At 66.1% G+C, this 26,363-nt stretch carries 30 protein-coding genes and 1 pseudogene; 18 read left to right on the top strand and 13 right to left on the bottom strand.

Annotated elements, in window-relative coordinates:
* Positions 1–27 precede the first annotated feature (27 nt).
* Complete coding sequence (locus OK015_RS16015; protein ID WP_268124323.1) at positions 28–795, top strand: SDR family oxidoreductase; 768 nt, start codon at positions 28–30, stop codon at positions 793–795.
* A 7-nt stretch (positions 796–802) separates the two neighbouring features.
* On the opposite strand, the gene OK015_RS16010 is transcribed toward OK015_RS16015, so the two are convergent.
* The 3 genes from OK015_RS16010 to OK015_RS16000 are packed head-to-tail and all read right to left on the bottom strand — an operon-like array spanning position 803 to position 4,131.
* Positions 803–1,564 (bottom strand): YqjF family protein, encoded by a 762-nt coding sequence (locus OK015_RS16010; RefSeq protein WP_268124322.1) that lies wholly within the window; start codon positions 1,562–1,564, stop codon positions 803–805.
* Between the two features lie 27 nt (positions 1,565–1,591).
* A complete protein-coding gene (locus tag OK015_RS16005; protein ID WP_268124321.1) occupies positions 1,592–2,248 on the bottom strand; it encodes a hypothetical protein in 657 nt (218 codons plus the stop codon).
* A 29-nt stretch (positions 2,249–2,277) separates the two neighbouring features.
* Complete coding sequence (locus OK015_RS16000; protein WP_268124320.1) at positions 2,278–4,131, bottom strand: fatty acyl-AMP ligase; 1,854 nt, start codon at positions 4,129–4,131, stop codon at positions 2,278–2,280.
* Positions 4,132–4,265: 134 nt separating this feature from the next.
* On the opposite strand from OK015_RS16000, the gene OK015_RS15995 reads away from it, so the two are divergent.
* The 3 genes from OK015_RS15995 to OK015_RS15985 all read left to right on the top strand — a co-directional run bounded on the left by OK015_RS15995 (position 4,266) and on the right by OK015_RS15985 (position 6,623).
* A complete protein-coding gene (locus OK015_RS15995) occupies positions 4,266–4,529 on the top strand; it encodes a hypothetical protein (RefSeq protein WP_268124319.1) in 264 nt (87 codons plus the stop codon).
* A gap of 94 nt (positions 4,530–4,623) precedes the next feature.
* A complete protein-coding gene (locus OK015_RS15990; RefSeq protein ID WP_268124318.1) occupies positions 4,624–6,030 on the top strand; it encodes a TIGR00366 family protein in 1,407 nt (468 codons plus the stop codon).
* Between the two features lie 125 nt (positions 6,031–6,155).
* Complete coding sequence (locus OK015_RS15985; protein ID WP_268124317.1) at positions 6,156–6,623, top strand: SRPBCC family protein; 468 nt, start codon at positions 6,156–6,158, stop codon at positions 6,621–6,623.
* 78 nt (positions 6,624–6,701) lie between these two features.
* Here OK015_RS15985 and OK015_RS15980 read toward each other — a convergent pair whose 3' ends face one another.
* Positions 6,702–7,049: a hypothetical protein gene (locus OK015_RS15980; protein ID WP_268124315.1), complete on the bottom strand. Its 348-nt coding sequence runs from the start codon at positions 7,047–7,049 to the stop codon at positions 6,702–6,704.
* A 125-nt stretch (positions 7,050–7,174) separates the two neighbouring features.
* Between OK015_RS15980 and OK015_RS15975 the strand changes: the two genes are divergently transcribed.
* Positions 7,175–8,734 (top strand): FAD-dependent monooxygenase, encoded by a 1,560-nt coding sequence (locus OK015_RS15975; RefSeq protein WP_268124313.1) that lies wholly within the window; start codon positions 7,175–7,177, stop codon positions 8,732–8,734.
* A 359-nt stretch (positions 8,735–9,093) separates the two neighbouring features.
* Positions 9,094–9,270: a hypothetical protein gene (locus OK015_RS15970; protein ID WP_268124311.1), complete on the top strand. Its 177-nt coding sequence runs from the start codon at positions 9,094–9,096 to the stop codon at positions 9,268–9,270.
* 106 nt (positions 9,271–9,376) lie between these two features.
* On the opposite strand, the gene OK015_RS15965 is transcribed toward OK015_RS15970, so the two are convergent.
* The 4 genes from OK015_RS15965 to aceA form a co-directional block, all read right to left on the bottom strand.
* The gene (locus tag OK015_RS15965; RefSeq protein WP_268124309.1) at positions 9,377–10,540 is read right to left on the bottom strand and encodes an LLM class flavin-dependent oxidoreductase; all 1,164 of its coding nucleotides are present in this window, start codon (positions 10,538–10,540) and stop codon (positions 9,377–9,379) included.
* 114 nt (positions 10,541–10,654) lie between these two features.
* Positions 10,655–11,047 carry a hypothetical protein gene (locus tag OK015_RS15960; protein WP_268124307.1) on the bottom strand — a complete coding sequence of 131 codons (393 nt, stop codon included), beginning with the start codon at positions 11,045–11,047 and terminating at the stop codon, positions 10,655–10,657.
* 101 nt (positions 11,048–11,148) lie between these two features.
* Positions 11,149–11,370, bottom strand: coding sequence for a hypothetical protein (locus tag OK015_RS15955; protein WP_268124305.1), 222 nt, complete (start codon positions 11,368–11,370; stop codon positions 11,149–11,151).
* A 261-nt stretch (positions 11,371–11,631) separates the two neighbouring features.
* Positions 11,632–13,932, bottom strand: coding sequence for an isocitrate lyase ICL2 (gene aceA / locus OK015_RS15950; protein ID WP_268124303.1), 2,301 nt, complete (start codon positions 13,930–13,932; stop codon positions 11,632–11,634).
* A 320-nt stretch (positions 13,933–14,252) separates the two neighbouring features.
* Between aceA and OK015_RS15945 the strand changes: the two genes are divergently transcribed.
* Positions 14,253–14,627, top strand: coding sequence for a hypothetical protein (locus tag OK015_RS15945; protein ID WP_268124301.1), 375 nt, complete (start codon positions 14,253–14,255; stop codon positions 14,625–14,627).
* Here the strand turns inward: OK015_RS15945 and OK015_RS15940 are convergent.
* Positions 14,624–15,346: an MBL fold metallo-hydrolase gene (locus OK015_RS15940; RefSeq protein ID WP_268124299.1), complete on the bottom strand. Its 723-nt coding sequence runs from the start codon at positions 15,344–15,346 to the stop codon at positions 14,624–14,626. The genes OK015_RS15945 and OK015_RS15940 overlap by 4 nt on opposite strands.
* A 70-nt stretch (positions 15,347–15,416) precedes the next feature.
* On the opposite strand from OK015_RS15940, the pseudogene OK015_RS15935 reads away from it, so the two are divergent.
* The 3 genes and pseudogenes from OK015_RS15935 to OK015_RS15925 form a co-directional block, all read left to right on the top strand.
* Positions 15,417–15,578: pseudogene (locus OK015_RS15935) on the top strand (ArsR family transcriptional regulator); the annotation flags it as partial.
* 147 nt (positions 15,579–15,725) lie between these two features.
* The gene (locus OK015_RS15930; protein ID WP_268124297.1) at positions 15,726–16,730 is read left to right on the top strand and encodes a zinc-binding dehydrogenase; all 1,005 of its coding nucleotides are present in this window, start codon (positions 15,726–15,728) and stop codon (positions 16,728–16,730) included.
* Positions 16,731–16,741: 11 nt separating this feature from the next.
* Positions 16,742–17,284, top strand: coding sequence for a YbhB/YbcL family Raf kinase inhibitor-like protein (locus OK015_RS15925; RefSeq protein WP_442791117.1), 543 nt, complete (start codon positions 16,742–16,744; stop codon positions 17,282–17,284).
* 4 nt (positions 17,285–17,288) lie between these two features.
* Here OK015_RS15925 and OK015_RS15920 read toward each other — a convergent pair whose 3' ends face one another.
* Entirely contained in the window at positions 17,289–18,863 is a 1,575-nt protein-coding gene (locus OK015_RS15920) for a phytoene desaturase family protein (RefSeq protein ID WP_268124295.1), read from the bottom strand.
* A gap of 112 nt (positions 18,864–18,975) precedes the next feature.
* Between OK015_RS15920 and OK015_RS15915 the strand changes: the two genes are divergently transcribed.
* The gene (locus OK015_RS15915; protein WP_268124293.1) at positions 18,976–19,587 is read left to right on the top strand and encodes a TetR/AcrR family transcriptional regulator; all 612 of its coding nucleotides are present in this window, start codon (positions 18,976–18,978) and stop codon (positions 19,585–19,587) included.
* Here OK015_RS15915 and OK015_RS15910 read toward each other — a convergent pair.
* A complete protein-coding gene (locus tag OK015_RS15910; protein WP_268124291.1) occupies positions 19,584–20,135 on the bottom strand; it encodes a TetR/AcrR family transcriptional regulator in 552 nt (183 codons plus the stop codon). The genes OK015_RS15915 and OK015_RS15910 overlap by 4 nt on opposite strands.
* 116 nt (positions 20,136–20,251) lie before the next feature.
* Here OK015_RS15910 and OK015_RS15905 point away from each other — a divergent pair, with 116 nt between their 5' ends.
* Positions 20,252–21,115: an alpha/beta fold hydrolase gene (locus OK015_RS15905; RefSeq protein ID WP_268124289.1), complete on the top strand. Its 864-nt coding sequence runs from the start codon at positions 20,252–20,254 to the stop codon at positions 21,113–21,115.
* An 11-nt stretch (positions 21,116–21,126) separates the two neighbouring features.
* On the opposite strand, the gene OK015_RS15900 is transcribed toward OK015_RS15905, so the two are convergent.
* Positions 21,127–22,002 (bottom strand): LysR family transcriptional regulator, encoded by an 876-nt coding sequence (locus OK015_RS15900; RefSeq protein ID WP_268124287.1) that lies wholly within the window; start codon positions 22,000–22,002, stop codon positions 21,127–21,129.
* Between the two features lie 95 nt (positions 22,003–22,097).
* Between OK015_RS15900 and OK015_RS15895 the strand changes: the two genes are divergently transcribed.
* Complete coding sequence (locus OK015_RS15895; protein ID WP_268124285.1) at positions 22,098–22,490, top strand: tautomerase family protein; 393 nt, start codon at positions 22,098–22,100, stop codon at positions 22,488–22,490.
* The gene (locus OK015_RS15890) at positions 22,487–23,449 is read left to right on the top strand and encodes an NAD(P)H-dependent flavin oxidoreductase (RefSeq protein WP_268124283.1); all 963 of its coding nucleotides are present in this window, start codon (positions 22,487–22,489) and stop codon (positions 23,447–23,449) included. The genes OK015_RS15895 and OK015_RS15890 overlap by 4 nt, the downstream gene beginning before the upstream one ends.
* 3 nt (positions 23,450–23,452) lie before the next feature.
* Here the strand turns inward: OK015_RS15890 and OK015_RS15885 are convergent, their stop codons facing one another.
* Positions 23,453–24,142, bottom strand: a complete 690-nt coding sequence (locus OK015_RS15885; protein WP_268132789.1) for a hypothetical protein — start codon at positions 24,140–24,142, stop codon at positions 23,453–23,455.
* 192 nt (positions 24,143–24,334) lie between these two features.
* Between OK015_RS15885 and OK015_RS15880 the strand changes: the two genes are divergently transcribed.
* The 4 genes from OK015_RS15880 (at position 24,335) to OK015_RS15865 (ending at position 26,349) form a co-directional block, all read left to right on the top strand.
* The gene (locus OK015_RS15880) at positions 24,335–24,568 is read left to right on the top strand and encodes a hypothetical protein (protein ID WP_268124280.1); all 234 of its coding nucleotides are present in this window, start codon (positions 24,335–24,337) and stop codon (positions 24,566–24,568) included.
* A 21-nt stretch (positions 24,569–24,589) separates the two neighbouring features.
* Complete coding sequence (locus OK015_RS15875; RefSeq protein WP_268124278.1) at positions 24,590–25,231, top strand: nitroreductase family protein; 642 nt, start codon at positions 24,590–24,592, stop codon at positions 25,229–25,231.
* Entirely contained in the window at positions 25,231–25,722 is a 492-nt protein-coding gene (locus tag OK015_RS15870) for an SRPBCC family protein (protein ID WP_268124276.1), read from the top strand. Before OK015_RS15875 ends, OK015_RS15870 begins: the two co-directional genes overlap by 1 nt.
* A 66-nt stretch (positions 25,723–25,788) precedes the next feature.
* A complete protein-coding gene (locus tag OK015_RS15865; RefSeq protein WP_442791306.1) occupies positions 25,789–26,349 on the top strand; it encodes a hypothetical protein in 561 nt (186 codons plus the stop codon).
* Positions 26,350–26,363 lie beyond the last annotated feature (14 nt).

The following is a 26,363-nucleotide window of genomic DNA, read 5'->3' as shown; positions in this document are numbered from 1 at the left end:
CGTTGCTCGTCTGGATAGGGATATCGAATGAGCGTGTTGGACCTGTTTGATCTGCACGGTAGGACCGCTTTGGTGACCGGGGCGTCCAGCGGCATCGGCAAAAAGGTGGCGCAGGCGTACCTGCAGGCCGGTGCACAAGTCGCCATCGCCGCGCGGCATTCCGAAGTGCTGGAAATGGTCGCCGCGGAGCTCGCCCCGGTCGGTGGCAGGGTCATGCCAATCAGCTGCGACGTGACCCAACCCGATCAGGTGAACCGAATGGTCGACCAGGTGACCGCCGAGTTGGGTGGCATCGACATCGCCGTCTGCAACGCCGGCATCATCAATCTGAAAGCGATGCTGGACATGTCGCCGGAAGAATTCCAGGCCATCCAGGACACGAATGTGACCGGCGTATTCCTCACCGCGCAGGCAGCCGCGCGGGCGATGGTCAGCCAAGGCCGCGGTGGGGTCATCATCAACACCGCCTCGATGTCCGGCCACATCATCAACATCCCGCAGCAGGTGGGCCACTACTGCACCTCGAAGGCCGCGGTCATCCAGCTGACCAAGGCGCTGGCAGTGGAGCTTGCGCCGCACAACATCCGGGTGAACAGCGTTAGCCCGGGCTACATTCGCACCGAACTCGTCGAACCGATGGCGGAGTACCACCGGCAGTGGGAGCCGAAAATTCCGCTCGGCCGCATCGGCCGGCCGGAGGAACTCACGGGCCTCTACGTCTACCTGGCGAGCGACGCGTCGAGCTACATGACGGGTTCCGACGTCGTGATCGACGGCGGCTACAGCATCCCGTGAGATCGCGTCACTGAACCAGCCACGGGCGGCCGAAGCGGGTTCGTACACCCGGTGAAAAGAGAGCGCGCAGGCGATCGCCCGTCGGCCGCACCGCAGCTGCGTCGACCAGTTCGTCGCTCAACTCGACGATGTGCGCCGCGCGAAACGGCCACGGTCCGTGCTCGTTCGGCACCCACCAGGTCCGGCCGCCCGATCGAGTGTGCGCCCCCCAGCGAGCGGTCAGCCAGACCTCGAGCGGTGTCGGCTGCACCGCGTCACCGATGGCGACGGTCAGCCGGCTGCATAGGCCGCGGCGCGGCCACCGGCGCACGCTGCAATACGAGAGATGGTCGCCGTCGCGGATCATCCGCATCTTCGCCCACGTGTAGGGGACGCCGAGGCCGATCCGGGTCACCGGTACCACGGCCAGGCGGGCCGTTTCCAGGGATCGGAAGAGGACGCCGTGCCGGCCGGCGTCATCGATCGAATACAGCCGGACATTGGTCTCCAGGAAGCCGCCGAAATACGGAAGCGGAAGCGCGGTACCGACTTTGGTGCTTCTCATCATGAATGGGACCAAGGCCACGTAGGTCAGTCCGTCGTCGAAAACGTCGGGGCGCGTCCCGGGCGGGTACAGGTGCGCGACGCTGTCGGGTTTCACCGGCCAGTGAACGAACGTCAGGTCGCTCCACTGCTGGTCGAAGGTGACCGGGCCGGGCAGGGGCGGCGCGGTGACGGGGTAGCCGACGAGCGCCCCATCAGGTCGGTCCGGCTGCCCGGGCGTGGTCATTTGGTCATCGTGGCACGTCCGCGCGGCCTATCCCGCAATCTCACCGGAGATCCCGTGCTCGATGCTGGACTGTGTACTGGCGGGCAACACGATCAGGCCTTCGAGTTCTCTACGTGCCGACTGGTAGGCATGCTGGCGTTCTTGCGGCGCCGCGGCCGAGTTCGACGCCATCCTCAACAGGCTCTGGGCGCGAGCGATCCGCTGTTGTTCGTCCCGGGAAAAGCCGTTGCGGCGCCGGCGTATTGCCTCCGCCTCCGCGACGTTGAACGCGGTCACGTAATCCTCGACGGCAGCTTGATAGCGCGCCACGGCCTCGCGGTCGTCGAGGAGATCTTCGGCTTGGACCGGCCGCAGCAGGTCCGCCCGAAGCTTGGCTTTGTGAAAGGCGACGGTCAGCGGATCGCGCAGATTCGTCATCAGCGGGAAGTCGAGCAGCTTGACGAAGTCAAGCTCGTAGTCCAGCCATCGTGTGTCGGTCCGGCTGTGTTCCTCCACGATTCGTCGCAGCGATCGCCACTGGGCGGCTGAGGCGTTGGCGGTGGGTTCGGGCAGGACGGGCGCCGGCTCAGTCGGGGTCTGGGCCCGACGCTTGGTGGCGTTGAACGCGCGAACGGCACCGATGGCCAGGCCTACCAGGGGCAGCAGCAGAATCAAGAACTCCGCCAGCCGGATGAGCAGACCCATACGGCCAGAATGCCACTCCGGACGAGTTGCTAATGCGCGCCCAGTGTGCCGCCGAGGTACTGGTCGCGACAGGCCAGCCGCGCCAGCTTCCCGCTGGTGGTGCGCGGAATGGCGCCCGCCGGCAGCAAGCGCACGTCGGAAACCGTCAGACCATGGCGGTGCGACACCGCGGTTTTGATCGCCTCGATCGCCGGCTGCGGGTCGTCGCGACTGGTGCCCGCCGCGCGCTCGGCGATGATCACCAGCCGGTTCGCGGTGTCGGCTGCCGGCACGTCGGTGGCCGGAACCGAGAATGCCGTCACATACCCGCGGCGCACCATCGGTGCTGCCTCGGCGGCGGTGGCCTCGATGTCCTGCGGATAGTGGTTGCGGCCGTCGACGATCAGCAGATCCGCGATTCGGCCGGTGACGTAGAGCTCGCCGTCCAGAAACACGCCCAAGTCGCCGGTTCGCAGCCAGGAACCTTCGGCCGCCGGGCCTTCGGCACGGCTGCCGTCAGCCAGCCGCGAGCGCAGCCGCGCGTGGAATGCCCGTTCGGTTTCTTCGGGGCGTCCCCAGTAGCCGCGGCCGACGTTGTCGCCCTGCAACCAGATTTCGCCGACCATGCCGTCGGGTAGCTCGGCGGCCGTGTCGGGGTTGACGATCAGCGCGCGCAGGCTGCGGGCGACCTGGCCACACGACACCTGTGCCACGGCATTGGGGGCATCCGCGCCGACGCGCACCGCGTGGCCCGCTCCCAGCCGTTCTCGGTCGAGGTAGACAACCGCCGCCTCGGCGCTGGGTTCGATCGTGGCGATCATCAGCGTCGCCTCGGCAATGCCGTAAGAGGGCTTGAATGCCGTGCGCGGCAACCCGTACGGAGCGAACGCCTTGTTGAACTTTTCGATCGCCTCGATGCTGACCGGCTCCGACCCGATGATCAGCACGACATTGCCCAGGTCGATGTCGTCGCCCGCGGCGGGCAGGCCGCGCTGCGCTGCCCACTCGTAGGCGAAGTTCGGCGCGGCGGTGACCACGTTGCCTTCCCTCGACCCCGCCGCCAACGCCTGGATCCAGCGCTGCGGCCGACGCACAAACGCGGTGGGCGACATCAGGGTGGAATGCCCGCCGTACACCGCCGGGAAGCCGATCATCGACAGCCCCATGTCGTGATACAGGGGCAACCAACTCACGCCGTGGGTGTTCCGGTTCAGCAGATCGATCGACAGGATCATCTGCGTCAGGTTGGTGCCCACCGCGCGGTGCGTAATCTCCACGCCGACCGGGGGCCGGGTCGCACCCGAGGTGTACTGCAAGTGCGAAACCTGGTCGATGTCCACCTGCACCGGAACGAACGACTCCCCCGCCGCGTCGGGAATCTCGTCGATGACGACGATGTGCGGCTGCCGTAGCCGTGCGCATGTGGCCAAAAAGCCTTGCACCGCATCTTTGGCCGCCGCGGTCGTGAGCACCACGGTCGGCTCGGAATCGCGGAGCGCCGTCTCCAGCCGCTCGGCGTGGCCCGGCAGTTCGGGCGCGAACAACGGCACCGCGATGGTTCCCGCCTTGATCGCGGCGTAGAAGCCGGCGACGTAATCGATGCCTTGGGGGGCGAGAATAGCCACCCGGTCACCGTCGCCCGCGACCCGCTGGACGCACGCGGCGATGGCTTCCAATCGGACACCCAACTGGGCCCAGGTCACCTCGAGGGCATGTCCTTCGGAGCGGGCATAGTCCAGGTAGCGGTACGCGATGGAATCGCCGACGTTGTTGACGTTGCGCTCGATCAGAGACGTCAACGTGGTTCCCGGCGGCAGCGAGATGTCGCCGTCGGCGTCCAGGCAATCCTCTATTCGTAGCAGGCCTTTTGGAGCGACGGAGTCCTGTCGGGAACCGCTATCCATATTCGCAGTCTAGGTCCGTCGCGGTGCTGCCCTGCGGTTCCATCAGTCGGCCAGAGTCCGGGTCGATGCCTTCGGGGGCCTGACGGAGCAACGATGGACGCTCGCGACCAGCAACCCGAGACCCGGGCCCGGCCGTGCTGGGCGGCGTGTTGCTCATCGCCTCCATTCCGCTCATCGTGGTGCTCCCCGAGTTCGGCATCCCGGCGCTGCTGGTCGCCTTCCGCTTGCCGGCGGTCGAAGCCATGCGGGCGGCGCGTGCCCATGCCTGGACCGATTGGTGCTGCGCGCAGATTCGCCAGTGGTTCCGTCGCCAGTCCCCCGTCGTTCGCGCGGTCATCGTCGCGGGCCTGATGTTCGCGGTGGCAATCGTCGTTGTCTTTGTCTACGAGTTCATCTAAAGCCACTCGCCGGCAACCAATCTGGAGTTACCTGAGCGTTTCCACTGTTCAACGGGCGCACAAAGCGGGCGCAGCATTGCGGTAAAGGCAGGCCATGACGATCACACAAAGCCGACATGTCGAGCGGCGCGGCGTCATGCAGCGCCTGACCATGCTGTGCGTCCGGTATGTCGAACGCTTGATGCCAGACCCGTATTTGTTTGCGGTCATCCTGACCCTGATCGTGGTCGCACTCGTTGCGTTGCTGGTCCGGGGTGCGACGCCGTCCGGCGTGCTCAAAGCCTGGTACGGCGGAGTGTGGGGGTCGCAGAACATCTTCACTTTCGCGTTTCAGATGGTGCTAGTTCTGGTCACCGGCTACACGCTGGCCGAGGCGCCGGTCGTGAAGCGGGCCATCATCCGGGCCGCTAGTAAGCCGAGCAACCAGGTGCAGGGAGCCCTGCTGTGCTTCGGCGTCAGCACCGTCTTCTCGTTGCTGAACTGGGGACTGGGCCTGGTGGCCGGCGCGCTCGTCGCGCGCCAGGTCGCAAAGCGGCTGTCCGGCGTGCATTTCGGCTACCTGATCGCGACCGGGTTCATGGGCTACCTCGTCTGGACGCAGGGCCTGTCGTCGTCGATCGCACTGGCCAACACCGATACGACCAGTCCGATCAACGTGATTCACAAAATGACCGGAACGATCGTGCCGTTGCGGTTGACGATCTTCCAGCCCTACAGCTGGCTCGCCGTTCTCGCCGTGGTCGCCCTGCTCGCCATCACGATCTGGCGGATGGCGCCCAGTGAAAGTCTCGAGCCCGATCCTGCGGTGTTCGACGAAGAGCCCGTCCCCGACAAGCCGCAGGGACGCCGGACGTTCGCCGAACGGCTGGAGAGCCTGTGGATCCTCAACGTCCTCGTCTTCGCCGCCGGCATAACGTATTTCGTGCTGAGCGGCTTTGCGCTCAACATCTCCTCGATGATCATGTTGTTCACCGTCACCAGCGCGCTGCTGCACGGCACACCGATTCGCTTTATCCGCGCGTTTTCCGGCGCGGCAAAGGTGTCCGGCCCGCTACTGCTGCAATATCCGTTGTACGGCGGAATCGCAGGCCTGCTCGGTTATCTGCCGGCGGGCTCCGGCACAGCGCTGCAGTCAGTGCTCGCCGAGGCCCTGGTGCGGGGCGCGGATCAGTTCACGCTCCCGTTCCTGACGTTCATCGGCTCCGTTCTCATTTCGCTGTTCGTCCCGTCCGGCGGTGGGCACTGGGCGGTGCAGGGTCCAATCGCAGTGGGCTCGGCGCTGGCGATCGGCCAACACTCGCCGGCGTACCTTGGGTTGATCTCGATGTCGGTGGCCGTCGGTGAGGGTGTCGCGAATATGGTTCAGCCGTTTTGGTTGTTGCCGGTGCTCGCGATCGCGAAGCTCAATGTGCGTCAGGTGATGGGCTTTACGGTGATCGCGTTCCTGATCGGCTTCGTGGTGGCCGGCGCCGCGGTCCTGATCGCGCCGCACGTCTTGTGACGTCGGCCGAAACGGTGGGTGGGCGCGGTTTGAATGCCGCCGTCACCGACCTGTTCCCAGCCGGATTCGACCGGCCGCGTACCGAGCCCGCACTGCTGGACCGGGTCCCGGTAGGGTACGCGGCTATGTCTGGTCGCAAGTTTTCGTTCGAGATCAACCGGACCAGTAGCGCGCCTGCTGCCACGGTATTCGCGCTCCTGGCCGACGGCGCCAACTGGTCGACCTGGGCCGGACCGATGGTCGTTCAGTCGAGCTGGGCGCGCCAAGGTGACCCGGCGCCGGGCGGCGTCGGGGCGATTCGCAAGATCGGGGCGTGGCCCATCCTCGCGCAGGAAGAGATCCTCGAGTTCGAACAGGACCGCCGGCAGGTCTACAAGGTGATTTCGCCTCCGTCCCCGGCAAAGAACTACGTCGGCGAGGTGGTCTTGACCCCGAATCAGGCGGGCGGCACCGATATCCACTGGTCGGGATCGTTCGTCGAGGGGGTTCGCGGCTCCGGGCCGCTGATGCGTGCCGCACTGGGCGGCGCGGTCAAGCTTATTGCGAGTCGACTCGTGCAGACGGCCGACCGCGAATCGGGCGGCGGCCGCTAACGCTCCCCTTTGGGACGCAACGGTTTCACGAAGGGCGCATGACGGCCGCACCGAGCGGCCGCCATGCTGGTATCGGGTCTAGGGGTTGTTGGCCTGCTGTTCGGTTTGCTGACCCTGTAGCTCGTCTTGAAGGGCCTGCTGCTGGGCAGCCTCGTTTTGTTGTTCGGCCTGCAACATCTCCTGCTGCGCCAATTGCTGTTGCAGTTGGGCCTCGTCGTCACCGGCATCGGCGGCGAAGGAACCACCGCCGAGGTTCGCCGGCGCCTGCGGGGCCGGCGAGTCAATCGCCGTCAGGCGTACTTGGCCGAACATGGCCGCCGCGGCATCGGGATGCGCCGCGTGGACAAACGCCAGCGTGGCAATGCCCACGACCCCGGCGAACAGAACGTGCATGGTTCGCGGCTGGCGCCGGGGCGTGGTGTTCATATATCAGGTATGCGCCCCGTGCTTGGCTCTGCGCTGGGAAGCGGCTAGCGCCGAATTATGAAAACAAGCGCTGTCAGTTGGCTGGACGTTTGTCGGACTCCCCACCAACTATTAAGCTTGACTAAGTGATTGACGTCGTCATCGCGGGTGGCGGCCCCAACGGGCTGATGCTGGCCAGCGAACTTGGATTGAACGGGATCCGGCCGGTCGTGCTGGACCCGATGGCCGGCCCTAACCCCCAACGGCGGGCCAACGGCGTTATCGGCCAAGGGGTTCGAATCCTGGACCACCGCGGCCTTTACGGCATCCTGGCGGGAACGACGGAACCGCCTCGGCTCAACCCCCGCCCGATGTTCGCCGCCTTCCCGCTGGATCTCACGTCGATCCCCGACTCGCAGGGCTTCCTGCTGCCCGTTCAGCAACCCAAGCTTGTTCAAGTGCTTGCCGACCGGGCCATCGAACACGATGTGGACCTTCGATGGGGCCACGCGCTCACCGGTTTCGATCAGGACGCGGCCGGAGTCACGGTCGACGTCGCCGGCCCGGACGGCACCTATGCGCTGCGGGCCAAGTACCTGATCGGCGCCGATGGCGGCACCAGCATGACGCGCAAGCTGGCGGGCATCGAATTCCCGGGGATGTCGTCGAATGACGCGGTAGTCCGTCTCGGATTCGATGTGTTGCCGCCGGACGAATGGGTCGATCCGGCCAGCGGCGGCTTGGACATACCGGGGTTCGGTCGTGTCCCCCATCTCCAGTTCAATCGGGTCGAGGGAGGCGTCTTCGCGTGCGGTGTGCTGGGGGGACGCGCGGCGGTCCTGATCTTTGAACTGGACAGTTCGCCGCGCGATGAACGCCGCGAAGAAGGTGTCGAACCGCCGATGAGCCTGGCCGAGCTGGAGGCCAGCGCTAAGCGGGTGCTCGGCGCTGACGTGCCGCTACGGCCCGCATCACCCGATGCGCCGCTGGATCTGCGCAGATTCTGCGGCATCAATTCCAGGATCGCGTCGCGGTACCAGGTGGGACGGGTGATTCTGGTTGGCGATGCCGCCCACGTCCACTCCCCGATGGGTGGACCGGGCCTCAACCTCGGCCTGCAGGATGCGGTGAACCTCGGCTGGAAGCTCGCCGCGGTCCTGCACGGGCGCGTCGAGCCGGCGTTGCTTGCTACCTACGAGACAGAGCGGCGGGCCGCTGCCGAACGGGTCATCATGCACAGCCGGGCGCAACTGGCACTCGTCCGGCCCGGGCCCGAGGTCACCGCGCTGCGCCAGCTCTTTTCGGAGCTGTTGACGGATTCCGATATCGCCCGTCGTCTCAGCGACCTGATATCGGGGGCCGAAAACCGTTACAGCACCGACCCTGACGCGCATCCGCTGACCGGGCACTGGGTGCCCGACTTCGGTGTGACGTCCGGCGGCGACACCAGACGCGTTGCGGAGCTGGCCCGCACCGGGCGGCCCCTACTTCTCGATCTCACCGACTCCGGCGACGTGGCTGCCGCCGTTGCGGATGCTGCGGACGAACTCACGATCACCGCCGGACAGCCGGTCGGCGACGTGCCGGCCACCGCATTGCTGGTGCGGCCCGACGGCTATGTCGCATGGGCGACGTCGGCTGCCAGGCCCGGCGCGGACGACTTGGGCGAGCTGCGCCGCGTCCTCGCGCAGTGGTTCGGAATGTGAGCCGCGACTCTGCGTTGAGTTCGTCGCGGTACTACTTCGTTGCCTGGAAAACGGTCAATCCGCGTCCAGCCCTCTGAACAGTGCAAACGCTGTGCAGAAGGTTCAAGGAAGAAACGCTGACGTCTATAAGGTTGGGACCGGTCAATTCGGGTATTTAGTTAGTGTGGTTAAAAATAATTTGCGTTTGGCGGCAATGACTGTCGCATTGGCCGCTGGCTTGGGGTTGGCGGGGCTGGGCGTCGCAGCGGATGCTCAGGCCCAGCCAGGGCCCTTCCCGCAGTGGTGTCCGGGCGATTTCTGGGACCCGGGCTGGGGCCCCAATTGGGATGGCGGGGGTTGCCACGACAACTGGCGCGGGTATGGACCCAACCCTTATTCCGGGCACTTCGGTGGTCCGGGGGATCATGGTGGGTATGGCGACCACGGCGATCACGGTGGTCCTGGCGATCACGGTGGGTATGGCGGTCCTGGTGGGCCGGGTGGTCATGGCGGTCACCGCTGACCGGTGTAGTCACCAACTGACCGAGTTGATTTGAGTCAGGCACCCTGCCGACGATGTTTCGGCAGGGTGCAGTCATGTCGGGCCTGTTCGTCGCCATCTTCGAGTCAGATTCACCCGCGACGCTCGGCGAAAGTCAGCCGCTACTTCGCGTTGAGCTCGTCCTGGTACTTCTTGGTCATGTGCTCGACGGCCTGATTCTGCGACTCCGCGAGCCCTTCGCGCGCCTCGCTGGCCCGCGCGGCGGCGTCCAGCGTCGGCTGCGCCTGGCCCTGGAAATGCGGCATGACTTCGGCGGCGAACAGTTCGGCCGACCGTTTGGTGGCGGCTGGATTCGCCCACTCGTGGCCCATCTGCAGCATGCAACCGAAGCCGCCGGACTGATCCCACATTCGTTGCACCTGCGCCCGCGCCCGCTCCGGGGTGCCGATCACGCCGGCGCCGTTCTCGTTGATGACGTCGATCATCTCGTCGATCTGTTCGCCCGGCATGGTCATCTGCGGGAAGGCGGCCACCTTCTGGAAGTACCGGAACCAGGGCTCGAGGCCGAATTTGACATCCTCGCGCGCCTGCTTGTCGGTTTCGGCGATGTGGAACGGCCCGACCAAGCTCCAGTTCCTGCGATCGACTTTGGTGCCGAACACCGCGGCGCGTTCTTCGACGATGTCCCAGTGATATTGCAGTGCGTTGAAGCCCTCGACGGTCAGCGTCGCCCCGATGGAGAGCAGGCCGATGCCGTGCTTGCCGGCCAGCCGCGCACCCGTCGGCGATGCGACCGCCGCCACCGCGAGAGGAACCCCGCCGTCGGAATAGGGGGCGAGCTGTAGCTTGGCGTTGTGCAGCTCGTGCGTCGGCGTCTTGGCGCTCACCGTCTCGCCCCGCAGCAGCCGGACCACGATGTCGAGGTTGGTGTCTAGCAACTCGCGGGTGTCGGTGGGTGTCAGCCCGATCATCGACGAGTCGCTGGGCAGCGAGCCGGGTCCCACGCCGCCGATCACGCGGCCGTGAGTGAGGTGGTCCAGCATCATCAACCGGTCGGCGACCCAGAGGGGGTTGTGGTACGAGAGCGAAATGACGCCGGTGCACAGCTTGATCCACTTGGTGCGCTCCGCGGCCGCCGCAATGAAGATTTCCGGCGACGCGATGAGTTCGCTTCCCGCGGAGTGATGTTCGCCGATCCACGCTTCGTCGAAGCCCAGGGCGTCGAGGTGTTGGACGAACTCGAGGTCGCGCTGCAACGCCAGCGTGGGGTTGGTCCCCGCGCGGTGGAAGGGCGCGATGAAATATCCAAACCTGAGCTTCGCCATCGAAGGTCCCCTTGCAGTCGCGTTGCGGAGAACCATAACTCAAGCTGACGGGCCCCAGGCCGGATCAACGGGCCTGACGTCGTCGATTGTCGTAACCGCGACGCAAGGGCGAGATTAGCTGCCGCCGCAGATGTTGCCGACGCAGCCACCGCCGCCGCCGGGTCCGCCGCCGCCGCCGCCGACGCCGGGGATGCTGCCGCTGCCGCCGCCCGGGCCGCCACCGCCGGTGGGGCCGCCGGGGATACTGCCACCGCCGCCGCCGGGTCCGCCCCCACCGGTCGGGCCGCCGGGCACGCTACCGCCGCCGCCCCCCGGTCCGCCCCCACCGGTCGGGCCACCGGTTCCCGGTGCGGTCGTCGGCGCGACGCTGGACGAACTGGTGGGCGTGGTGGTGGTCGTAGTGGTGCTGCTAGGTGCTTTGTTGCCGCCTCCGCCGCAGCCCACCGTCAAAACGAGCATGGCCGCACCACCGAAAACCGCAACCGCCGTCCGAGCTTCCGATCTCATCAGATTCTCCTCACGACACTGCTGCAAACTCCTCCGTTGGTACCCGCTCGGGTCTCTCGCAAACGGCGCGAATTGAGACCGCTGCATAACGAGCTGGGCGCCTAGCCGCAGTTGAGTCCGATGATGCAGGCGGTGAGGACGGCCTTGTGGACACTGCCCGGGGCCTCCGCGTTCGGAGCGGCAGGCGCGACACTAGACGAACTGTGAGTCACCGGGGCGGGCGCGGGAGCGGCGGCAACCGCAGGGGCGCCGAGTCCGACGATCAAGGCGAGCGCACCTGCCGCGCCGAAAGTCATCGCCGCCATCTTGGTTTGAGACTTCATCAGAATTTCCTTTCGCCGTTCGCTTTGGTCTGCTGCACGCCTGTTCAATACATAATGAACACCTATGCAACTATTTCTGAAAGAAAGAATTACCAGTCTGACCGCTTTCCTGCTTTGGTCAGGTGCAGGCCGATTGGTGCGCTGCGGCACGCTGGTAGCGCCCTGCGAGCGGCGGGTTGAACGACTCGCGGCACGCTGAACCGCGATGTCGCGAAAGATGAAGCCCGCCAACCAATTCCGTGAACCGGGGGGCCCGAATGGCTAGCCTTCCTTGGTGATCAGCTTGCGCAGCGCGACCCGGTCGGGCTTGAGCAGTTCGGCGATGCGCGGCTTGTTCACCTCGGCGACGATGATCTCGCCAACCTCCGGATAGACCTCGGTGAAGATGCCGTGAGACTTCATCTTCTCGGTCTGATAGAGGTTGTCCTCGGTCGGTGTCACGTAGTACACCGCGTCGGCCTTGAAGCGGTTCACCAGCCACAGGTGGATCAGAGTCATCAGCCGCTTCTGGCGAAGCTTCTCGGCGAACGTGTTCTGGTCGCGCACCTGCAGGATGCTGCGGCCGTGCCGGTCCTTGATTGGATCCACGATCACGTTCGCCAGCTGTTCGCCGTCCTCGCCGAGGATCCCGAGTTCGAGCACGTCCGAGCCCGCCCGCCGGGGTCGCAGCGTCACCCGAAGCTTCTCCCCCAGCTGGTAGTGCTCGCTCCACAGCGTCAGCCACTCCTCCAGCAGCTTCTTGGGCACCTCGGTCTGCACCAGGTGCTGGTGCTGGGTCGAGCCCTTGCCCATGGCCTTGGTCGTCGCGGTGCGGCCCGACGAGGCGGCCAGGGCGGCGTCGCTGCGCGGGCCGCCGACCAGGGTCTGCGGCGTCCGGTAGGGCGACTCGACCAGGCGCATCTTGCGCTGCAACCGCGCCAGCGCCAGCATCCCGTCCTGCTGCAGCGAGGTGGCGAATTCCTCGGCGGCGACGCCGTCGATTTGGTGCCCGCCGTAGGTGATGAAGTTGAAGACGAAGCCCATCTTCCCGAGCTCGACGGGGAACTGTTTCATCTCCTCGTCGGTCATGCCGGTGGTGTCCCAGTTGAACGACGGCGACAGGTTGTACGCCAGCATCTGGTCGGGGAACTCGGCGTGGATCGCCTCGGCGAACTGTCGCGCGTCGGCCAGATCCGCGGTCTTGGTCTCCATCCAGAGGATGTCGGCGAAGGGGGCCGCTGCCAGCGACTTGGCGATCGCATACGGAATCCCGCCGCGGACCTGGTAATAGCCCTCGGGGGTCCGCGCCAGCTCGGGGCTCCAGTCTGGGGCTGCGCCCAGCTCCCGTGCCTTCTCCCGGGCTGCGTAGTGCGATGTCCGCGCGGCGAATTGGCGCCATTCGGCGGGGCTCATGCTCGCCGGCTCGTCCTCACTTTCGCCGAACGACAGCACCTCCGCGACGGCATCGCTGTAGGTCATCAGCCCCGCGTCGTCCTCCCAGGCCGCGATGAACTGCGACTCGACCTGGTCGAAGAGATCATCGATGGACTTCTGCCCGTCCTCCCGCCAGGTGTTGACGGCCTCGGAAACCAGGCCCAGGATGCCTTGGCGCTCAAGCCAGGCATTGGCGATGCCGTACTCGCCGTCGGCCAGGGCATACAGCAGGTGACCGTTCAGATCCTTGACGCCCAGCTCATAGAAGCGCCGTACCAGTGCCAGGAAACAGGCCTTGTACGAAGGAATGGCCAGGTTGGTCGCACCCAGCAGGAACGCCTGGTCGCGCTCGTCGGAATTGCTGTCGATCAGGTTGGCCGCCTCGGCGTCGGTGCGCGCGACGATGATGCCGGGAACCCGCATGACGTCCAGCTGGAAGCGGGCGGCGTTGAGACGCTTGATCTGTTCGTCGGACGGCACCAGAACCTTGCCGCCCTGGTGACCACACTTCTTGGTACCCGGACGCTGGTCTTCGATGTGGTAGCCGGGCACCCCGACCTCCACGAAGCGCCTTACCAGGTTGCGGACGTGCGGGTCACCGCCGTGACCGGTGTCGGCGTCGGCGATGATGAACGGGCGGTAGTCGTACTCCTTGGCTGCCGCGCGTTGCTGCTCGCTCATCTGAAGCCGCTGGTACTGCTGGTTGCGGTCCGCGGTCAGCAGCGCGCGCACCAGCACCGCGGCATCTTCAGGCACCTGGCTCAGCGGGTAGCTCGCCAGGTCGGGCCCCGGGTCTTCGGTGGTGGACCCCTTGGCGGAGGTTGCCCAGCCACCGAGGTAGATACCCTCGATGCCCATCCGCTTCATGCTCACTGCCTGGCCGGGAGAGTACGGCCCGAAGGTGGTGATGCTCTTCTTCGCCGCGAAAAGCTCGCGCAGGCGGGGATAGAAGGCCGTCGCCGCTTCCCGGGCCACGGTGTAGTCGGTCGGTATCGTGCCGCGTTGTTCGACTACTTGGCGGGCCGAATAGAGGCGAATAATCCCGGCGAAGCGTGGGTCGTCGAAGTATCGTTGCGTGGCGGCTGTTTGTTTTTCCAAGTCTTGTTCGAACGGTGCGGGGACTTCAGTGTCCGCGTCGATGATGGCCATGGCCGTACGCTCCTCTTCCAGCGCGATTCCGCTGAACGTGAGTCTATCCCCGTCCCCGACATTTCAATCACGAGTAATCGACCGATCGTGCCGCCGGGCCAAAACTGTTGTCACACGGCGCACTCCGGGCGTAGTGGAGCACTGTTTTGCGGGCGGCGAGCGGCGGGGCACCTAACGAACTGGCGTGCAATGCCTTTCGGCGGACTGTCGTCGCCGTGTCCGGGCGAACTGGCGCTTGCGAAGCCGGCCAGCAAACCTCTCAGGCCAGTAAACGGGTGAAAACTTACCCCCGCCAGCAAACTGCTAGTAAAGTCAGTGCCGTGCGGACGGAATTGCGTTACGAGCGTTGGTACCTTCCGTTGTCCGTGCCGCTGGGCCTCGGGCCCAAACACAGCGAGGTGCGGATCGAAGACGGGATTCTCCACGTGAAGATGGGCTGGGCGTTTGACGCCCATATCCCGGTTGCGTCGATCACCCAGGCCGAAGCGACCGAGGACCGCGCGTTCGCCGCGGGTGTGCACTACTCGAGTGGTCGCTGGCTGGTCAATGGTTCGGGCAAAGGACTGGTGACCCTGACGATAGAGCCGCCGGTGCGGGCAAAGGTCCCGTTGAGATCGGTCCCGCTGCGCAAGCTGGTGGTCAGTGTGACCGATCCAGGCGCGCTGATCGCCGCGTGCACGGTCGCGACCGCCTAGCCCGGCGCTGAACCCGAACGTCGTCGGAGCCAATCCTGTTGGCGGCGGATGAACTCTGCATCGACCACGCTGCCGTGACCAGGGACGTAGATTGCGCCGGGCCCGCCGATCGCCAGCACCCGATCCAGCGTGGCGGGCCACGCCGCCAGATCGGAATCCGCGTCGATAAAGGGGTCGGCGGATTCTTCGACGAGGTCGCCGGTGAACACCACGACGCGCTCGTCGTCGCGGCCGAGCCCGGGCACCACCACGACCAAATCCGACGCGGTGTGACCACGGCCCGGGTGAACGATCGTGACCGTGCGGTCGCCGAGGTCGATAGCGGCGTCGTAGATTCCACGCCGCGGCGGCCGCAACGCGGCGATCGCCCGGTCGATCTCGTCGGCGTCCGCGCCATAGCTCAGCGCGTGATCGCGGATCTGATCGTGGGCCGACGACAGATAGTCGGCAACCGCCGGCGCACAGTAGACCTCCGCGCCGGTGAACTGCGCGGAACCCAGGACATGGTCGAAATGCTTGTGCGTCAACACAATATGGGTGACCGGGTTTCCGGCAAGCTGCCGGACATCGGCGTCGATGGCTGCCGCTTCGGTCAGCGTGGTGCCTGTGTCGACCAGTAGGGCTCCCGCACGGCCGCAGACCAACCCGATGGTGACATCGCAGAACGCAAGCCGGCAGCGATGCACGCTCGGAGTCAGCTGCTCCCAGGTGAAGCGCATACCGACGAACGTAGCGCGGTGATGTCGCGGATAGTTGACGTGTCGGGAATTTCGGACATAACGTGCCGACGTGGCGACTTCGGACCGCGTCTTTCTCGCCCTGGCGAAACCGGTCCGGCGCGAGCTGTTGGAGATCCCGGCGCGGCAGCAACTGTCCGCGGGCGACCTCGGCGACCGGTTCGAACTCAGTCGACCCGCCGTCGCCGAGCATCTCAAGGCGCTGCGGGACGCCGCCCGCGCGGGCGCAGCAGACGAGCTGGCATGAACCAGACGTCATCACCCGCGACGATCGGGGTCGACCAATTCGTGGCCGCGGCGCCGGACAACGTTTGGTGGTTGTTGACCGTGGCGTGTGTACCGGCGTAGTGGAAGGATCGCGATGCGCTCAGTCGTCATCACCAAGCACGGGGATCCGTCGGTCTTGCAGGTGCAGCAGCGCCCGGACCCGCCTCCGCCGGGGCCCGGCCAGCTCCAGGTTGCGGTCCGTGCCGCAGGAGTGAATTTCGCCGATCACCTCGCCCGCGTCGGGCTGTATCCTGACGCGCCGAAACTTCCGGCGGTGGTTGGTTACGAAGTCGCCGGGACCGTCGCGGCCGTCGGCGGCGGTATAGATCCCGGCCGCGTCGGCGAACGGGTGTTGGCCGGAACGCGATTCGGCGGCTACGCCGAAACCGTCAACGTTGCCGCCACCGATTCGGTGGCACTCCCCGACGCGCTCAGCTTCGAACAGGGTGCTGCCGTCCCGGTCAATTACGCGACGGCCTGGGCTGCGCTGCACGGCTACGGCTCGCTGCGTCGCGGCGAGCGGGTGTTGATTCACGCCGCGGCCGGCGGCGTGGGCATCGCGGCCATCCAGTTTGCGAAGGCCGCCGGGGCCGAAGTACACGGCACCGCGTCGCCGGCCAAACACCAGAAGCTCGCCGAGTTCGGCGTGGACCGTGCGATCGACTACCGCCGAGACGGGTGGTGGAAGGACGTCGGCCCCTATGACCTGATCCTCGATGCCCTCGGCGGAACGTCACTGCGGCGGTCGTATGAGCTGTTGCGCCCCGGCGGACGGCTGGTGGGATACGGGGTTTCGTCGCTGCAGCAGGGTGAGAAGCGCTCGCTGCGCCGCGCGGTGCCGCAGGTGTTGTCGATGCTGCGTGGTTTCAACCTGATGGACCAGCTCTCGGCGTCGAAGGCCGTGATCGGGTTGAATATGCTGCGCTTGTGGGATGACCGCGGCACGCTGGAGACATGGATTACTCCGCTGACGCAGGCATTGCGGGATGGGACCATCGCACCGATCGTGCACGCGGCCGTTCCATTCGACGAAGCGGCGGCCGCCCACCGGATCCTGGCGGCGCGCGAGAACATCGGAAAGGTAGTGCTGGTCCCGTGAACCTCCGGGCTATGCGGCTGGCACTTCGGCGAACGGCATTGGCGATCGGCGGGCTGGCCTTGATGCTCGCGGCCGTCGGCACCGGCACCGGCAGCGGTCGAGCCGCACCCGCCGACGGCCCATTGACGATCAGCAGTCCGGCTTTTGCCAACGGCGCGCCGATACCGGCGCAATACACCTGCAAAGGAGCCGGCGATGCGCCGCCGCTGACGTGGTCGGCGCCGTTGGGAGCGGCCCTCGTCGTCGACGATCCCGACGCCGTCAACGGCGTCTACGTCCACTGGATCGTGACCGGAATTCCGTTCGGTTCCGGCAGCACCGCAGCTGGTCAAACGCCTGGCGGCGGGACCACGCTGCCGAATACGTCGGGCCAGGCGGCCTACAAGGGGCCCTGTCCGCCGGCCGGCACCGGCACACACCACTATCGGTTTACGCTCTACCAGCTTCCCAACGACTACCAGCTGCCCGGCGGACTGGCGGGCGTGCAGGCCGCACAGACCATTGCCGGCGCCGCCAGCGCGCAGGCACAGCTGACCGGAACGTTCGCCGCCTGATCGGCTATCGGTCGTCGAGAATCTGATAGGCCGCGTTGTAGCCGGGGATAAACGTAATACCCGGGCCGCCATGGCATCCCGCGCCGCCCAGGTACAGGCCATCGATCGGGATCGGCATGTCGAGAAAGCCTTTCGGACCGGGACGATTGGGCCCCATCAAGTCCGGGTGCAACAGGCCGTGGCAGAAGTCGCCCGCGGGTGCGCCGAACATCGTATTCATGTGGTACGGCGCGAACGTGATGTGACGGATCACTATGTCTTTGAAGTTCGGCGCGAATTTGCAGATCTTGTCGATAACACGTTGCGCCATCTCGTTTTTCAGGTGCCCATGCTGGTCGCGGTCGGCTTCGACCGGGAAAGCATAGGCGAACGCGCTCGCCGCGTGCTTGCCCGGCGGCGCCATGCGGGGATCGTGTACCGAGGGAATCTGCATTCCCATCGACGGGTTGTCCGGAACGATGCCTTGCCGGCAGATCTCCCATTGCCGCTGCTGCTCTTCCGGTGATCCGAAGATGCCGACCGACTGCTGCATGCCCTCTTCGTTGAGGAACTCATACGGTGGTGCGAATTCCGGCAGCCCGTCCAGCGCGAAATGAAGCTGGACGAACGAGGCGCGGTGATCGCGACCGGAGACGCGGGAGACCAGTTCCGCGGGAACGTGTTCGGGGGCGACGAGCTCGGTGAGGGTGACGTCGGGAGACAAGTTGGACACCACGATCGGCGCCGCGATCGTCGCGCCGTCCCGCAATCGCACACCGGTCACCTTCCCGTTCTCGACCAGGATCTCCTCGGCCTTGGTGCGGAAGCGGATCTCGCCGCCGTGGGAAACGAAAAGCTCGCGCAGGTGTTCGGTGAGCGCGCCGATGCCGCCCTTGAGCTTGGTCATCATCGCGGTGCTGGCTGAGTCGTTCTGGGGCACCGCCAGTGCGAACGCCAAACACGCGGCGCTACCCGGCGTGTAGGGGCCGCGGTAGGTGGAGTTGACAGCCAGGAACGCCAACATGCCGCGCATTACCGCGTGCTTGTCCTTGTCCGGCAGGTAGCGGTCGATCACGTCCATCGCCGAGCCGAACAGCATCTCGTGGATCGCCCGGCGTTCGGCGTCGGTGGTGGCGCAGGCATACATCTCGTCGAGCGTCTTGGGTGGCTGGCACACGTCGAAGCGGCCGAGTGCCCTCGCGGGCGCCTGGCTCCAGCCGATCAACTCGGCCATACCCATGACGGCCTCGATGCCGTGCTTCTCGCTCAAGTGGGTCATCAGCCGCATCGGGTCGCGATAGAAAACCATTGGCTCTTCACCGTTTTCGCCGATATTGATCGACATCACGTCGGGCTCGATCGCGGGCAGCGTGTCGAGTCCGAGGTCTTTGGTGAGTTGGCTGACCATCGGGAACTGCACCGAGCCCGCGATCTCATAGCGGAAGCCGTCGATCAATTCGACGGTTGCGGCCATGCCGCCCGCGTAGGTGTTGGCTTCCAGGCACACGGTCCGCAGGCCGGCGCGCTGCAGGATGGCCGCGGCGGTCAGCCCGTTGTGCCCGGCGCCCACCACGATCGCGTCGTATTCCGTCTTGCTCATTGTCCTGGCCCAGCCCTTCGCCGGTGATCTGCGCGTCACAACCATATGTCAGTACTGACATAATTGGAAGATGTCAGTTCTGACGAATGCGGTCGGATACGATCGGCGTGACATGACTGTGTTAGCCGGCAACCCGACGAACCGCCACGAACTGCGCCGACGATCGACGCACGAGGCGCTACGCCAAGCCGCGCTAAAAAGCTTCGCCCGCAAGGGGTTTGCCAAGGTGACGGTCACGGAGCTGGCGGCCGAGGCCGGCGTGACGGAACGCACCTTCTTCCGGCATTTCCCGACCAAGGAGTCGGTGCTGTTCCAGGACTACGAGACGCAGTTGGAATGGCTGGCCGAGGCCCTTGTGCAACGCCCGGATTCCGAGTCGCTCTTCGATGCGGTGTTGGCGAGCGTCGCGGCCTTCCCGCACGACCTGGAAGTGGTCCGGCAGGCCGCGACCGCACGCACCGAGTTGATCAGTGCGGAACGCATCGCCGGCCATTTGCGGGTGGTGCAATCGTCGTTCGCCGCGGTGCTGACCGACTTCATCAGGAGTCGGAATCCGGACACGCCGAACATCGAGCTGAGCGCCGAGGTAGCGGGCTCCGCTCTGGCTGCGGCTCTCGTTGTGGCAGTGGAGTATTGGGGGCGAAACGGCTGCACCGACGATCTCGGCGAGCTGGTGGCCGCGGGTCTGGATTTGCTCCGCTCCGGTTTAGCGCCGCTGGCCTAATCTGCCGTCGGCGTCCGAGTCGCGAGTCGCAGGAATCCTCGGCGTAGCTCGTCATCGCGTTGCCGGGCATCGAGTTCGACGAGCGCGATTTCGGCGACCGCCGCGACGAGCAGCGCCGCGATCGGTTCCGCCGACACCCATCCGAGCGCCTCCAGGTCGGGCATCATCAGCGTGGCCGCGCTGTGATTGCGGACCGCGACCAAATCGGTCAACCCGGCCTCGGTGCGTGATTGAACGAGCAGTGCTTTGGTAGCGGGCTCGGCCAAACAGCCGTCGAGGTACGCGTTCATCGCGGCCTCGAGCCGCTCGTGCCCGGGCGGCAGCTCGGCCCTGGCGGCAACGATCGATTCCAGGAGCTCGTCATGGAATCGGATGTGCAGTGCCCGCACGTATTCCGCGCGGCTGGGCCAGTGCTGGTAGAAGCTGCCCTTCGCCATGCCGGCCTCGGCAACGATCGCGTTCACCGAGATCCGGGCCAAGTCGGCCGTTCCTAACAGGCGCTGCCCCGCGTCCAGCAGGGCATCGCGTCCGGGCTCAGGCGGTCTCATCGCAATCCCGCCCTGCGCTGGGTTTTCGCATCTCGATTCCTCCTTGTCACGACGTTCCTACCGAGGTACCGTACGCGATGACCGACCAGTCGGTCAATCAGGTGAGAGGAACTTTCATGCCGACTATCCAAACTCGGGCGGGGCGCGTCTCTTATACCGAAAGTGGCAGCGGGCCAACGATTTTACTGCTACACGCGACCCTGCACGATGCCCGCGACTTCGACCCGATCCGCGCAACACTTGACCGCCGTTACCGCACCATCGCGGTGGACTGGCCGGGGCACGGAGACTCGGATCCGGTCGACTCCTCCGTCGAGCCCGGCGCCCCGCTCTTCGCCGATGTACTCGAAGACGTCGTCGACGGGCTCGGTCTGACGAGTGCTGTGCTGATCGGGAATTCGGTCGGCGGGTTTGCCGCCGCACGCTTGGCGATCAACCGGCCCGAGGGTGTCGCGGGACTGGTGCTGGTCAACTCCGGCGGGTTCATTCCGTTGGGCCCGCTGACGCGCGCCTTCTGCCGGGTCGTCGGCTCACCGGCGTTCGTCCGTCGCGGCGCTCCCCGGTTCATCCGGGGCTACATGAAGGCCAGGACCGACAGCGACCGGGAGATCATTGCGCGTGCGATCGTGGCGGTCAGAACGCCCGAAGGTGCCCGGACACTCACCGGGCTCTGGCGAAGCTTCGCGACGCCCGAGCACGATTTGCGAAGCCGCGCCACGGAACTGACCGCGCCCACGCTCATCGTGTGGGGCAAGAAGGACATCGCGATACCGGTGCGTGCCGCGCGTGCGACCCACGACGCCATCCGGGGCTCGCGGCTCGAGGTCCTGAGTACCGGGCACGTGGTGTTCTCGTCGGACCCGGCGGGCTTTTTGGCAATTGTCGAGCCGTTCCTGGAATCGGTCACCAGCCGATTGCGCGCCGGCAGCAACGCCACGCCGCCAGGGCCCGCCGTCGGTGCAGACCGAAACCCGGGATAGCACAACCCATGTCAAGTGCCGCACTCGGCCGCGCTTGTCACCGCGGCCTCGATGAAGCGGCGCAGCTCGGCATTGCGAGCGCGCGGCAGAAAAGCCAGGGACACCGCGCTCTGGGGTGCTCCCCGGAGCGCGATGAACCGCACACCGGGGTGAATGTTGCGCCGGACGGCGACATCTGGGATCACGCCGATGCCTCGATCCGCGGCTACGGATTCGATCCATTCGTCGAAATTCGACGTCTCCACGACCGTTTGCGGGCCCTGGCCCGCGGGCCACGACCACGGTCCGGTGGTGCCGCTGGCGACGTTGACCACCAGCGGCCACTTTGGGACCTCGGCCCAGTCCAACTCCCGCCTGGCCGCCACGCGCGAGTGAACAGAGCACACCGCCACGCGTGACTCGTTGAACAGGTGCACGACCCGCACGGTGGTCGAGGTCACCTGGCCACGCACCACGGCGACGTTGACCTTCCCCCGCTGCACCGCGGCAAGCGCATCGTCGGTGCGGATCAAATCGACCGTCGTTGCGCCGGCCCGCTCAAATCGGGCAACCGTGTCTTGCGCCCACGGGTCGGGCAACAACCAACTGAACCCGAGACGAATACTCGCCTGACGTCGCACGGCCCGCACGCCGCGCACCACTTCGGCGAGAACCCGTTCGACGTGTTCGAAGAACGTCCGCCCGGCGGGTGTCATCTCCACATGCCGCGAGCCGCGATCGAGCAGGGTGACGCCGAGTGCGTCTTCGAGCTGCTGGACAGTGCGGCTCAGCGCCGGCTGGGTGATCGCGAGCTCCTCGGCCGCACGGGTGAACGACTGCAATCGCGCCACCGCTTCGAACGCGCGCAGATGGCGCAACTCGACTCGGCCGCCGTCCAGCACACTCATGCCTGGAAAGCATAGATGCCGTGCGACAGGCATTTCACAGTCGCTTCCCGTAGCCCTAACCTCGTCATCGAGGCGCACGGACCCGAGGAGAGAAAATGCCGCTGCTGTACATCGACCTGATCGAGGGGCGCGCGCCGGAGGAGGTGCGAACGCTGCTCGACGCCGTTCACTATGCCGTCGTCGGAGCGTTTGCGGTGCCGCCGGGCGACCGCTACCAGGTGGTGCATACCCATCCCGCCCACGAGATCGTGGCCTGGGATACCGGTCTTGGCATCGACCGCTCAACACGGCTTGTGGTGGTGCACGTGGTGAGCAGGCCGCGCACCCGCGCCATGAAGGAACGGTTCTATGAGCTGCTGGCATCGAATCTTACCGAACTGTGCGGGGTCGACCCGGCCGACCTGATCGTGTCGATCACTGAAAACAGCGACGAGGACTGGTCTTTCGGTCACGGCCGGGCGCAGTTCCTCACCGGAGAACTGCAATGAACACTCGTCTCACCGAGTTCTTCGGCATCGAGCATCCGATCCTGCTCGCGCCGATGGCCATGGCTTCCGGCGGCCGGCTCGCGGCGGCGGTGACAGCGGGTGGCGGCCTTGGACTGATCGGAGGCGGCTACGGCAACGCCGAATGGCTGCGGCACGAATTCGAGCAGGCCGACGGCGCGAGGGTCGGATGCGGGTTCATCACCTGGAGCCTGGCGCACGAGCCCGAACTGCTCGATCATGCCCTCGAGCGGCAACCGGCCGCAATCATGTTGTCGTTCGGGGATCTTCGGCCGTTCGCCGAACGTATTCACGCGGCGGATGTGCCACTGATCGCCCAGGTGCAGAAGCTCGATCACGCGCGGCAGGCAGTGGACGCCGGCGCGGACATCGTCGTCGCGCAGGGCGGCGAGGCGGGTGGCCACGGAATGACCGTGCGGTCCACGTTCACGCTGGTGCCCGACGTGGTCGACCTCGTCGCCGCGCGCTCCCCCGAAACGCTGGTAGTCGCGGCCGGCGGCATCGCCGACGGCCGTGGATTGGCGGCAGCATTGGCACTGGGCGCCGACGGTGCGATAGTCGGTACTCGGCTTTGGGCCAGTGCCGAGGCATCGGTGTCGCCGCGGGCCCACCAGCGGGCGATCTCGGCCAGCGGAGACGACACCCTCAGAACCCGCGTGTACGACGTTGTGCGCCAACTTGATTGGCCCCCCGACTACAACGCGCGGGCGCTGCGCAACCGATTCCTCGACACCTGGCACGGCAACGAGAACCAACTATCGGCCGCGCTGCCCGAGGCGATGGAATCATTCGAAAATGCAGTGGCCGCAGAAGATTTCGAAGCTGCGGCCATACTTGTGGGCGAGGCCGTCGGACTCGTTCGCGACATCCGTCCGGCTGCCGGCATCGTGCACGACATGGCGCGCGACGCTGCCCGAATCCTGGGCCGTGCGGACGCATGACACTCAGTACAGGGGTGACCATTCGGAGGTGCGCAGCAACCGGCTGGTCCACTGATCGCGCAAGTCCAGGGCGTCGTACATCCACGTGCCGGGCGCGCGGTACTCGGCGGGGATGTGGCTGCGGAGCAGGTCGAGCAGCGCGTCGGGCCGGCTGATGCGCTGCATCAGAATCACCTCGCGCCGGACATGGCTGCCAAGGGCGGGCTGGAATGCGGCGTGCATCGTCAGCATCGAGGATGGCGCTTGGAGACTCCTGGCGTACACGTCGCCGCAGCGGTCGATGTATTCCTCGAACTTGTCCTCGTAGGGCCACATGGTGTCTTCCATGTACAGGGTCATCTCGTGCTGTCGCCCGTCGGCCGGCACCTCGTCGAACTGCACGTCGCCCAGCGGTGACCAAGGCAACGGCGTCAGCAGCTTCGCCTCGACCTCGTGGCGGAGCTCATCGAGGCCGCGCATCCACTTCTGCAGGTCGCCCTTCTGCACCCGTAAGGTCAGCCGCTCCCACGCCGCACCGTCGCGGACGGCCGTCACGGTGACGACTGTGTAGGCGGGGCCGCTGCCGTGTGCCTGGTTGGCGTACCACAACAACCGAGCGTCGTCGCCGCGCCCGAGCATCGGCATCCAACCGTCACGGAACGCCGCCTCGAATTCATCCTCCTTGCGGCCGCGCACCGTGTGTAGTTCGTGCATGAACAGCACGCACAGACCTCCCTATTCGCCGCCGGGCCCAATGCCGCTCAACGGACCGTAACCCGGACAGTCTTGCGGCTCCGCGCCGGGTTACTCACCTGCACAATTGCGCCTCGTCGCCGACCTAGACAGCCGAGTTGAGAATCTGGTTTGCTCAATTCGGTACCGTCCTTACCAGGCAGGAGGTCGGCGATGGCAAGGCTCACCGTGCCGGGGGGCCCTGGTGGCGAAGCCGCCGCGATCGAGTACGCCGAGCGCTTCGCCAACGACCACTCGTCGATGGATGATGGTTTCTTCCAACGACTTCGAGCGTCTTCCACCGACGAAGAGATCCTGGATCTCACACTGTGTGTCGCGGTATTTCTTGGCCTGGGACGTTCCCTGACCGTGCTGGGGGCCGACCAGTCTTGCGCGATCGATCTCTGACCATGCACCGGAAAGGAATCCATGGAAATCGCCACCGTCGACGAACTGCTCAGCACCACACGGTCGGTTCGTAAACGTCTCGACCTGACCCGGCCGGTCAGTCGCGAGGTGATCCTGGAATGCATCCAACTGGCGATGCAGGCGCCCACGGCCAGCAACACGCAGGACTGGCGTTGGCTGGTAATCACCGACGCGGACAAGCGCGCGGCCATCGCCGAGATCTACCGCAGCATCGGTTCGCAGTACCTGGCATACGCGGCGGATAACGCGACGGACCCGCAGACGCGGCGGGTGTACCAGAGTGCGACGAGCCTGACCGAAACGCTGGGACAGGTTCCGGTGCATGTCATTCCCTGCCTCAACCAGCGCATCGAGAGCGCGGAACCGGGTATCGCCGCGGCGGCCTGGGCGTCGATCATCCCGGCCGGCTGGAGCTTTCTGCTGGCGCTGCGTTCGCGGGGGCTGGGTTCGGTGTGGACGACGATGCATCTGTTCAAGGAACGGGAAGTCGCCGAGCTGCTCGGCATTCCGCCCACGGTGACGCAGGCCGCGCTGTTTCCCGTCGCCTACACGATCGGCACGGACTTCCGGCCGGCCAGGCGGCCGCCCGCGGAGACCATCACGTTCTGGAACAGTTGGATGACGGCTGATGGAGAGAGCTGATGCAGTCCTACACCGTGCGATTCCACGTCGATGCCCCGCCGAGAAAAGTCTGGCGAGTGTTACATCCCCCGGCGCCACCCAACGCCCCGCGGCCGCGGGTGCTCAAGTGGCCGACCGGCAGCATGGAAATCCTGAACGAGGGCAACGAAGCCGGTGAGGGCCTGGTCCGGACCTGCATCTTCGAAGTGCCCAAATACCTGCTGACCGGCGGTAGGGCGCGGTCGTGGGAGACGGTGACCGAAGCCGAGCTGAACAAGCTGTCGCGGTATGTGGCCGTCGGGGCGCCGCTGTGGTCGCGCGCGGAGGGATATCACCAACTCGAGGAGCAGCCCGACGGCACCACCGTGCTGACGTTCCACGAGACGTATCACGCCTACAACCCGGTGCTGCGGTTCTTCCTCGAACGCCCGGTGCACGCGAAGATATCCCGCGACAACCTCGAGACGTACGAGCATGCGCTTGGGTATGCCGGAAAGGTGCGACGACTTTAGGTGTGCTGAAGCTGCTCGGCTGATTTCACAACGGTATGAATTAGGTTCTTGACCCCGGTACCCTCGATGGCTATGGGAGTACCTATTGCGGCACGGTTGGCTGCTGCGAGTCTGATGGTCGCTGGCTGGGCAGCATCGGCTGCGATAGCCGGCGCGGATCCGGAGCCGACGCCCGGGCCGACGCCGGGGCAATCAGCATCGCCCTCGCCGGCGGCGTCGCCGGCTCCGGCAGCGTCGCCATCGGCATCGCCCGCACCCGCACCGCCCGGAGGCCCGCCGAAGACGGCGATGGACAAAGACGGCATCTATGCGGTGGGTACCGACATCGTGCCGGGCATCTACTCCAGCGGCGGCCCGATCGGCAACGGCACTTGCTACTGGAAGCGGACCTCCAATCCGGACGGCGCCCTGATCGACAACTCGCTCACCAAGCGGCCGCAGGTCGTCCGGATCGACCCGACCGACAAAGCGTTCAAGACCGACGGCTGCCAGCCCTGGCAGCTGACCCCGGACGCCAGTCCGCCGCCCGACGTCCCCGGGCCGATGGCCGGCGCCCAACTGCAAGGCACTCTCGGTGCGCTCAACGGCCTGCTTGCGCCGAACGGACAGCGAGTACCCGGTACCTGATCCTGGCCGCCGGC

This window comes from Mycobacterium sp. Aquia_216 (assembly GCF_026723865.1).
Lineage (GTDB): Bacteria > Actinomycetota > Actinomycetes > Mycobacteriales > Mycobacteriaceae > Mycobacterium.
This window is presented reverse-complemented; position numbering and strand designations above follow the sequence as displayed.

What these genes read in the sequence shown, in the direction of transcription:
- OK015_RS16015 (WP_268124323.1), top strand. Translation starts at nt 28, where the DNA reads ATGAGCGTGTTGGACCTGTTTGATCTGCACGGTAGGACCGCTTTGGTG.
- OK015_RS16010 (WP_268124322.1), bottom strand. Translation starts at nt 1,564, where the DNA reads ATGACCACGCCCGGGCAGCCGGACCGACCTGATGGGGCGCTCGTCGGC.
- OK015_RS16005 (WP_268124321.1), bottom strand. Translation starts at nt 2,248, where the DNA reads ATGGGTCTGCTCATCCGGCTGGCGGAGTTCTTGATTCTGCTGCTGCCC.
- OK015_RS16000 (WP_268124320.1), bottom strand. Translation starts at nt 4,131, where the DNA reads ATGGATAGCGGTTCCCGACAGGACTCCGTCGCTCCAAAAGGCCTGCTA.
- OK015_RS15990 (WP_268124318.1), top strand. Translation starts at nt 4,624, where the DNA reads ATGACGATCACACAAAGCCGACATGTCGAGCGGCGCGGCGTCATGCAG.
- OK015_RS15985 (WP_268124317.1), top strand. Translation starts at nt 6,156, where the DNA reads ATGTCTGGTCGCAAGTTTTCGTTCGAGATCAACCGGACCAGTAGCGCG.
- OK015_RS15980 (WP_268124315.1), bottom strand. Translation starts at nt 7,049, where the DNA reads ATGAACACCACGCCCCGGCGCCAGCCGCGAACCATGCACGTTCTGTTC.
- OK015_RS15970 (WP_268124311.1), top strand. Translation starts at nt 9,094, where the DNA reads ATGGACCCAACCCTTATTCCGGGCACTTCGGTGGTCCGGGGGATCATG.
- OK015_RS15965 (WP_268124309.1), bottom strand. Translation starts at nt 10,540, where the DNA reads ATGGCGAAGCTCAGGTTTGGATATTTCATCGCGCCCTTCCACCGCGCG.
- OK015_RS15960 (WP_268124307.1), bottom strand. Translation starts at nt 11,047, where the DNA reads ATGAGATCGGAAGCTCGGACGGCGGTTGCGGTTTTCGGTGGTGCGGCC.
- OK015_RS15955 (WP_268124305.1), bottom strand. Translation starts at nt 11,370, where the DNA reads ATGAAGTCTCAAACCAAGATGGCGGCGATGACTTTCGGCGCGGCAGGT.
- aceA (WP_268124303.1), bottom strand. Translation starts at nt 13,932, where the DNA reads ATGGCCATCATCGACGCGGACACTGAAGTCCCCGCACCGTTCGAACAA.
- OK015_RS15940 (WP_268124299.1), bottom strand. Translation starts at nt 15,346, where the DNA reads ATGCGCTTCACCTGGGAGCAGCTGACTCCGAGCGTGCATCGCTGCCGG.
- OK015_RS15930 (WP_268124297.1), top strand. Translation starts at nt 15,726, where the DNA reads ATGCGCTCAGTCGTCATCACCAAGCACGGGGATCCGTCGGTCTTGCAG.
- OK015_RS15925 (WP_442791117.1), top strand. Translation starts at nt 16,742, where the DNA reads ATGCGGCTGGCACTTCGGCGAACGGCATTGGCGATCGGCGGGCTGGCC.
- OK015_RS15920 (WP_268124295.1), bottom strand. Translation starts at nt 18,863, where the DNA reads ATGAGCAAGACGGAATACGACGCGATCGTGGTGGGCGCCGGGCACAAC.
- OK015_RS15915 (WP_268124293.1), top strand. Translation starts at nt 18,976, where the DNA reads ATGACTGTGTTAGCCGGCAACCCGACGAACCGCCACGAACTGCGCCGA.
- OK015_RS15910 (WP_268124291.1), bottom strand. Translation starts at nt 20,135, where the DNA reads ATGAGACCGCCTGAGCCCGGACGCGATGCCCTGCTGGACGCGGGGCAG.
- OK015_RS15905 (WP_268124289.1), top strand. Translation starts at nt 20,252, where the DNA reads ATGCCGACTATCCAAACTCGGGCGGGGCGCGTCTCTTATACCGAAAGT.
- OK015_RS15900 (WP_268124287.1), bottom strand. Translation starts at nt 22,002, where the DNA reads ATGAGTGTGCTGGACGGCGGCCGAGTCGAGTTGCGCCATCTGCGCGCG.
- OK015_RS15895 (WP_268124285.1), top strand. Translation starts at nt 22,098, where the DNA reads ATGCCGCTGCTGTACATCGACCTGATCGAGGGGCGCGCGCCGGAGGAG.
- OK015_RS15890 (WP_268124283.1), top strand. Translation starts at nt 22,487, where the DNA reads ATGAACACTCGTCTCACCGAGTTCTTCGGCATCGAGCATCCGATCCTG.
- OK015_RS15885 (WP_268132789.1), bottom strand. Translation starts at nt 24,142, where the DNA reads ATGCACGAACTACACACGGTGCGCGGCCGCAAGGAGGATGAATTCGAG.
- OK015_RS15880 (WP_268124280.1), top strand. Translation starts at nt 24,335, where the DNA reads ATGGCAAGGCTCACCGTGCCGGGGGGCCCTGGTGGCGAAGCCGCCGCG.
- OK015_RS15875 (WP_268124278.1), top strand. Translation starts at nt 24,590, where the DNA reads ATGGAAATCGCCACCGTCGACGAACTGCTCAGCACCACACGGTCGGTT.
- OK015_RS15870 (WP_268124276.1), top strand. Translation starts at nt 25,231, where the DNA reads ATGCAGTCCTACACCGTGCGATTCCACGTCGATGCCCCGCCGAGAAAA.
- OK015_RS15865 (WP_442791306.1), top strand. Translation starts at nt 25,789, where the DNA reads ATGGCTATGGGAGTACCTATTGCGGCACGGTTGGCTGCTGCGAGTCTG.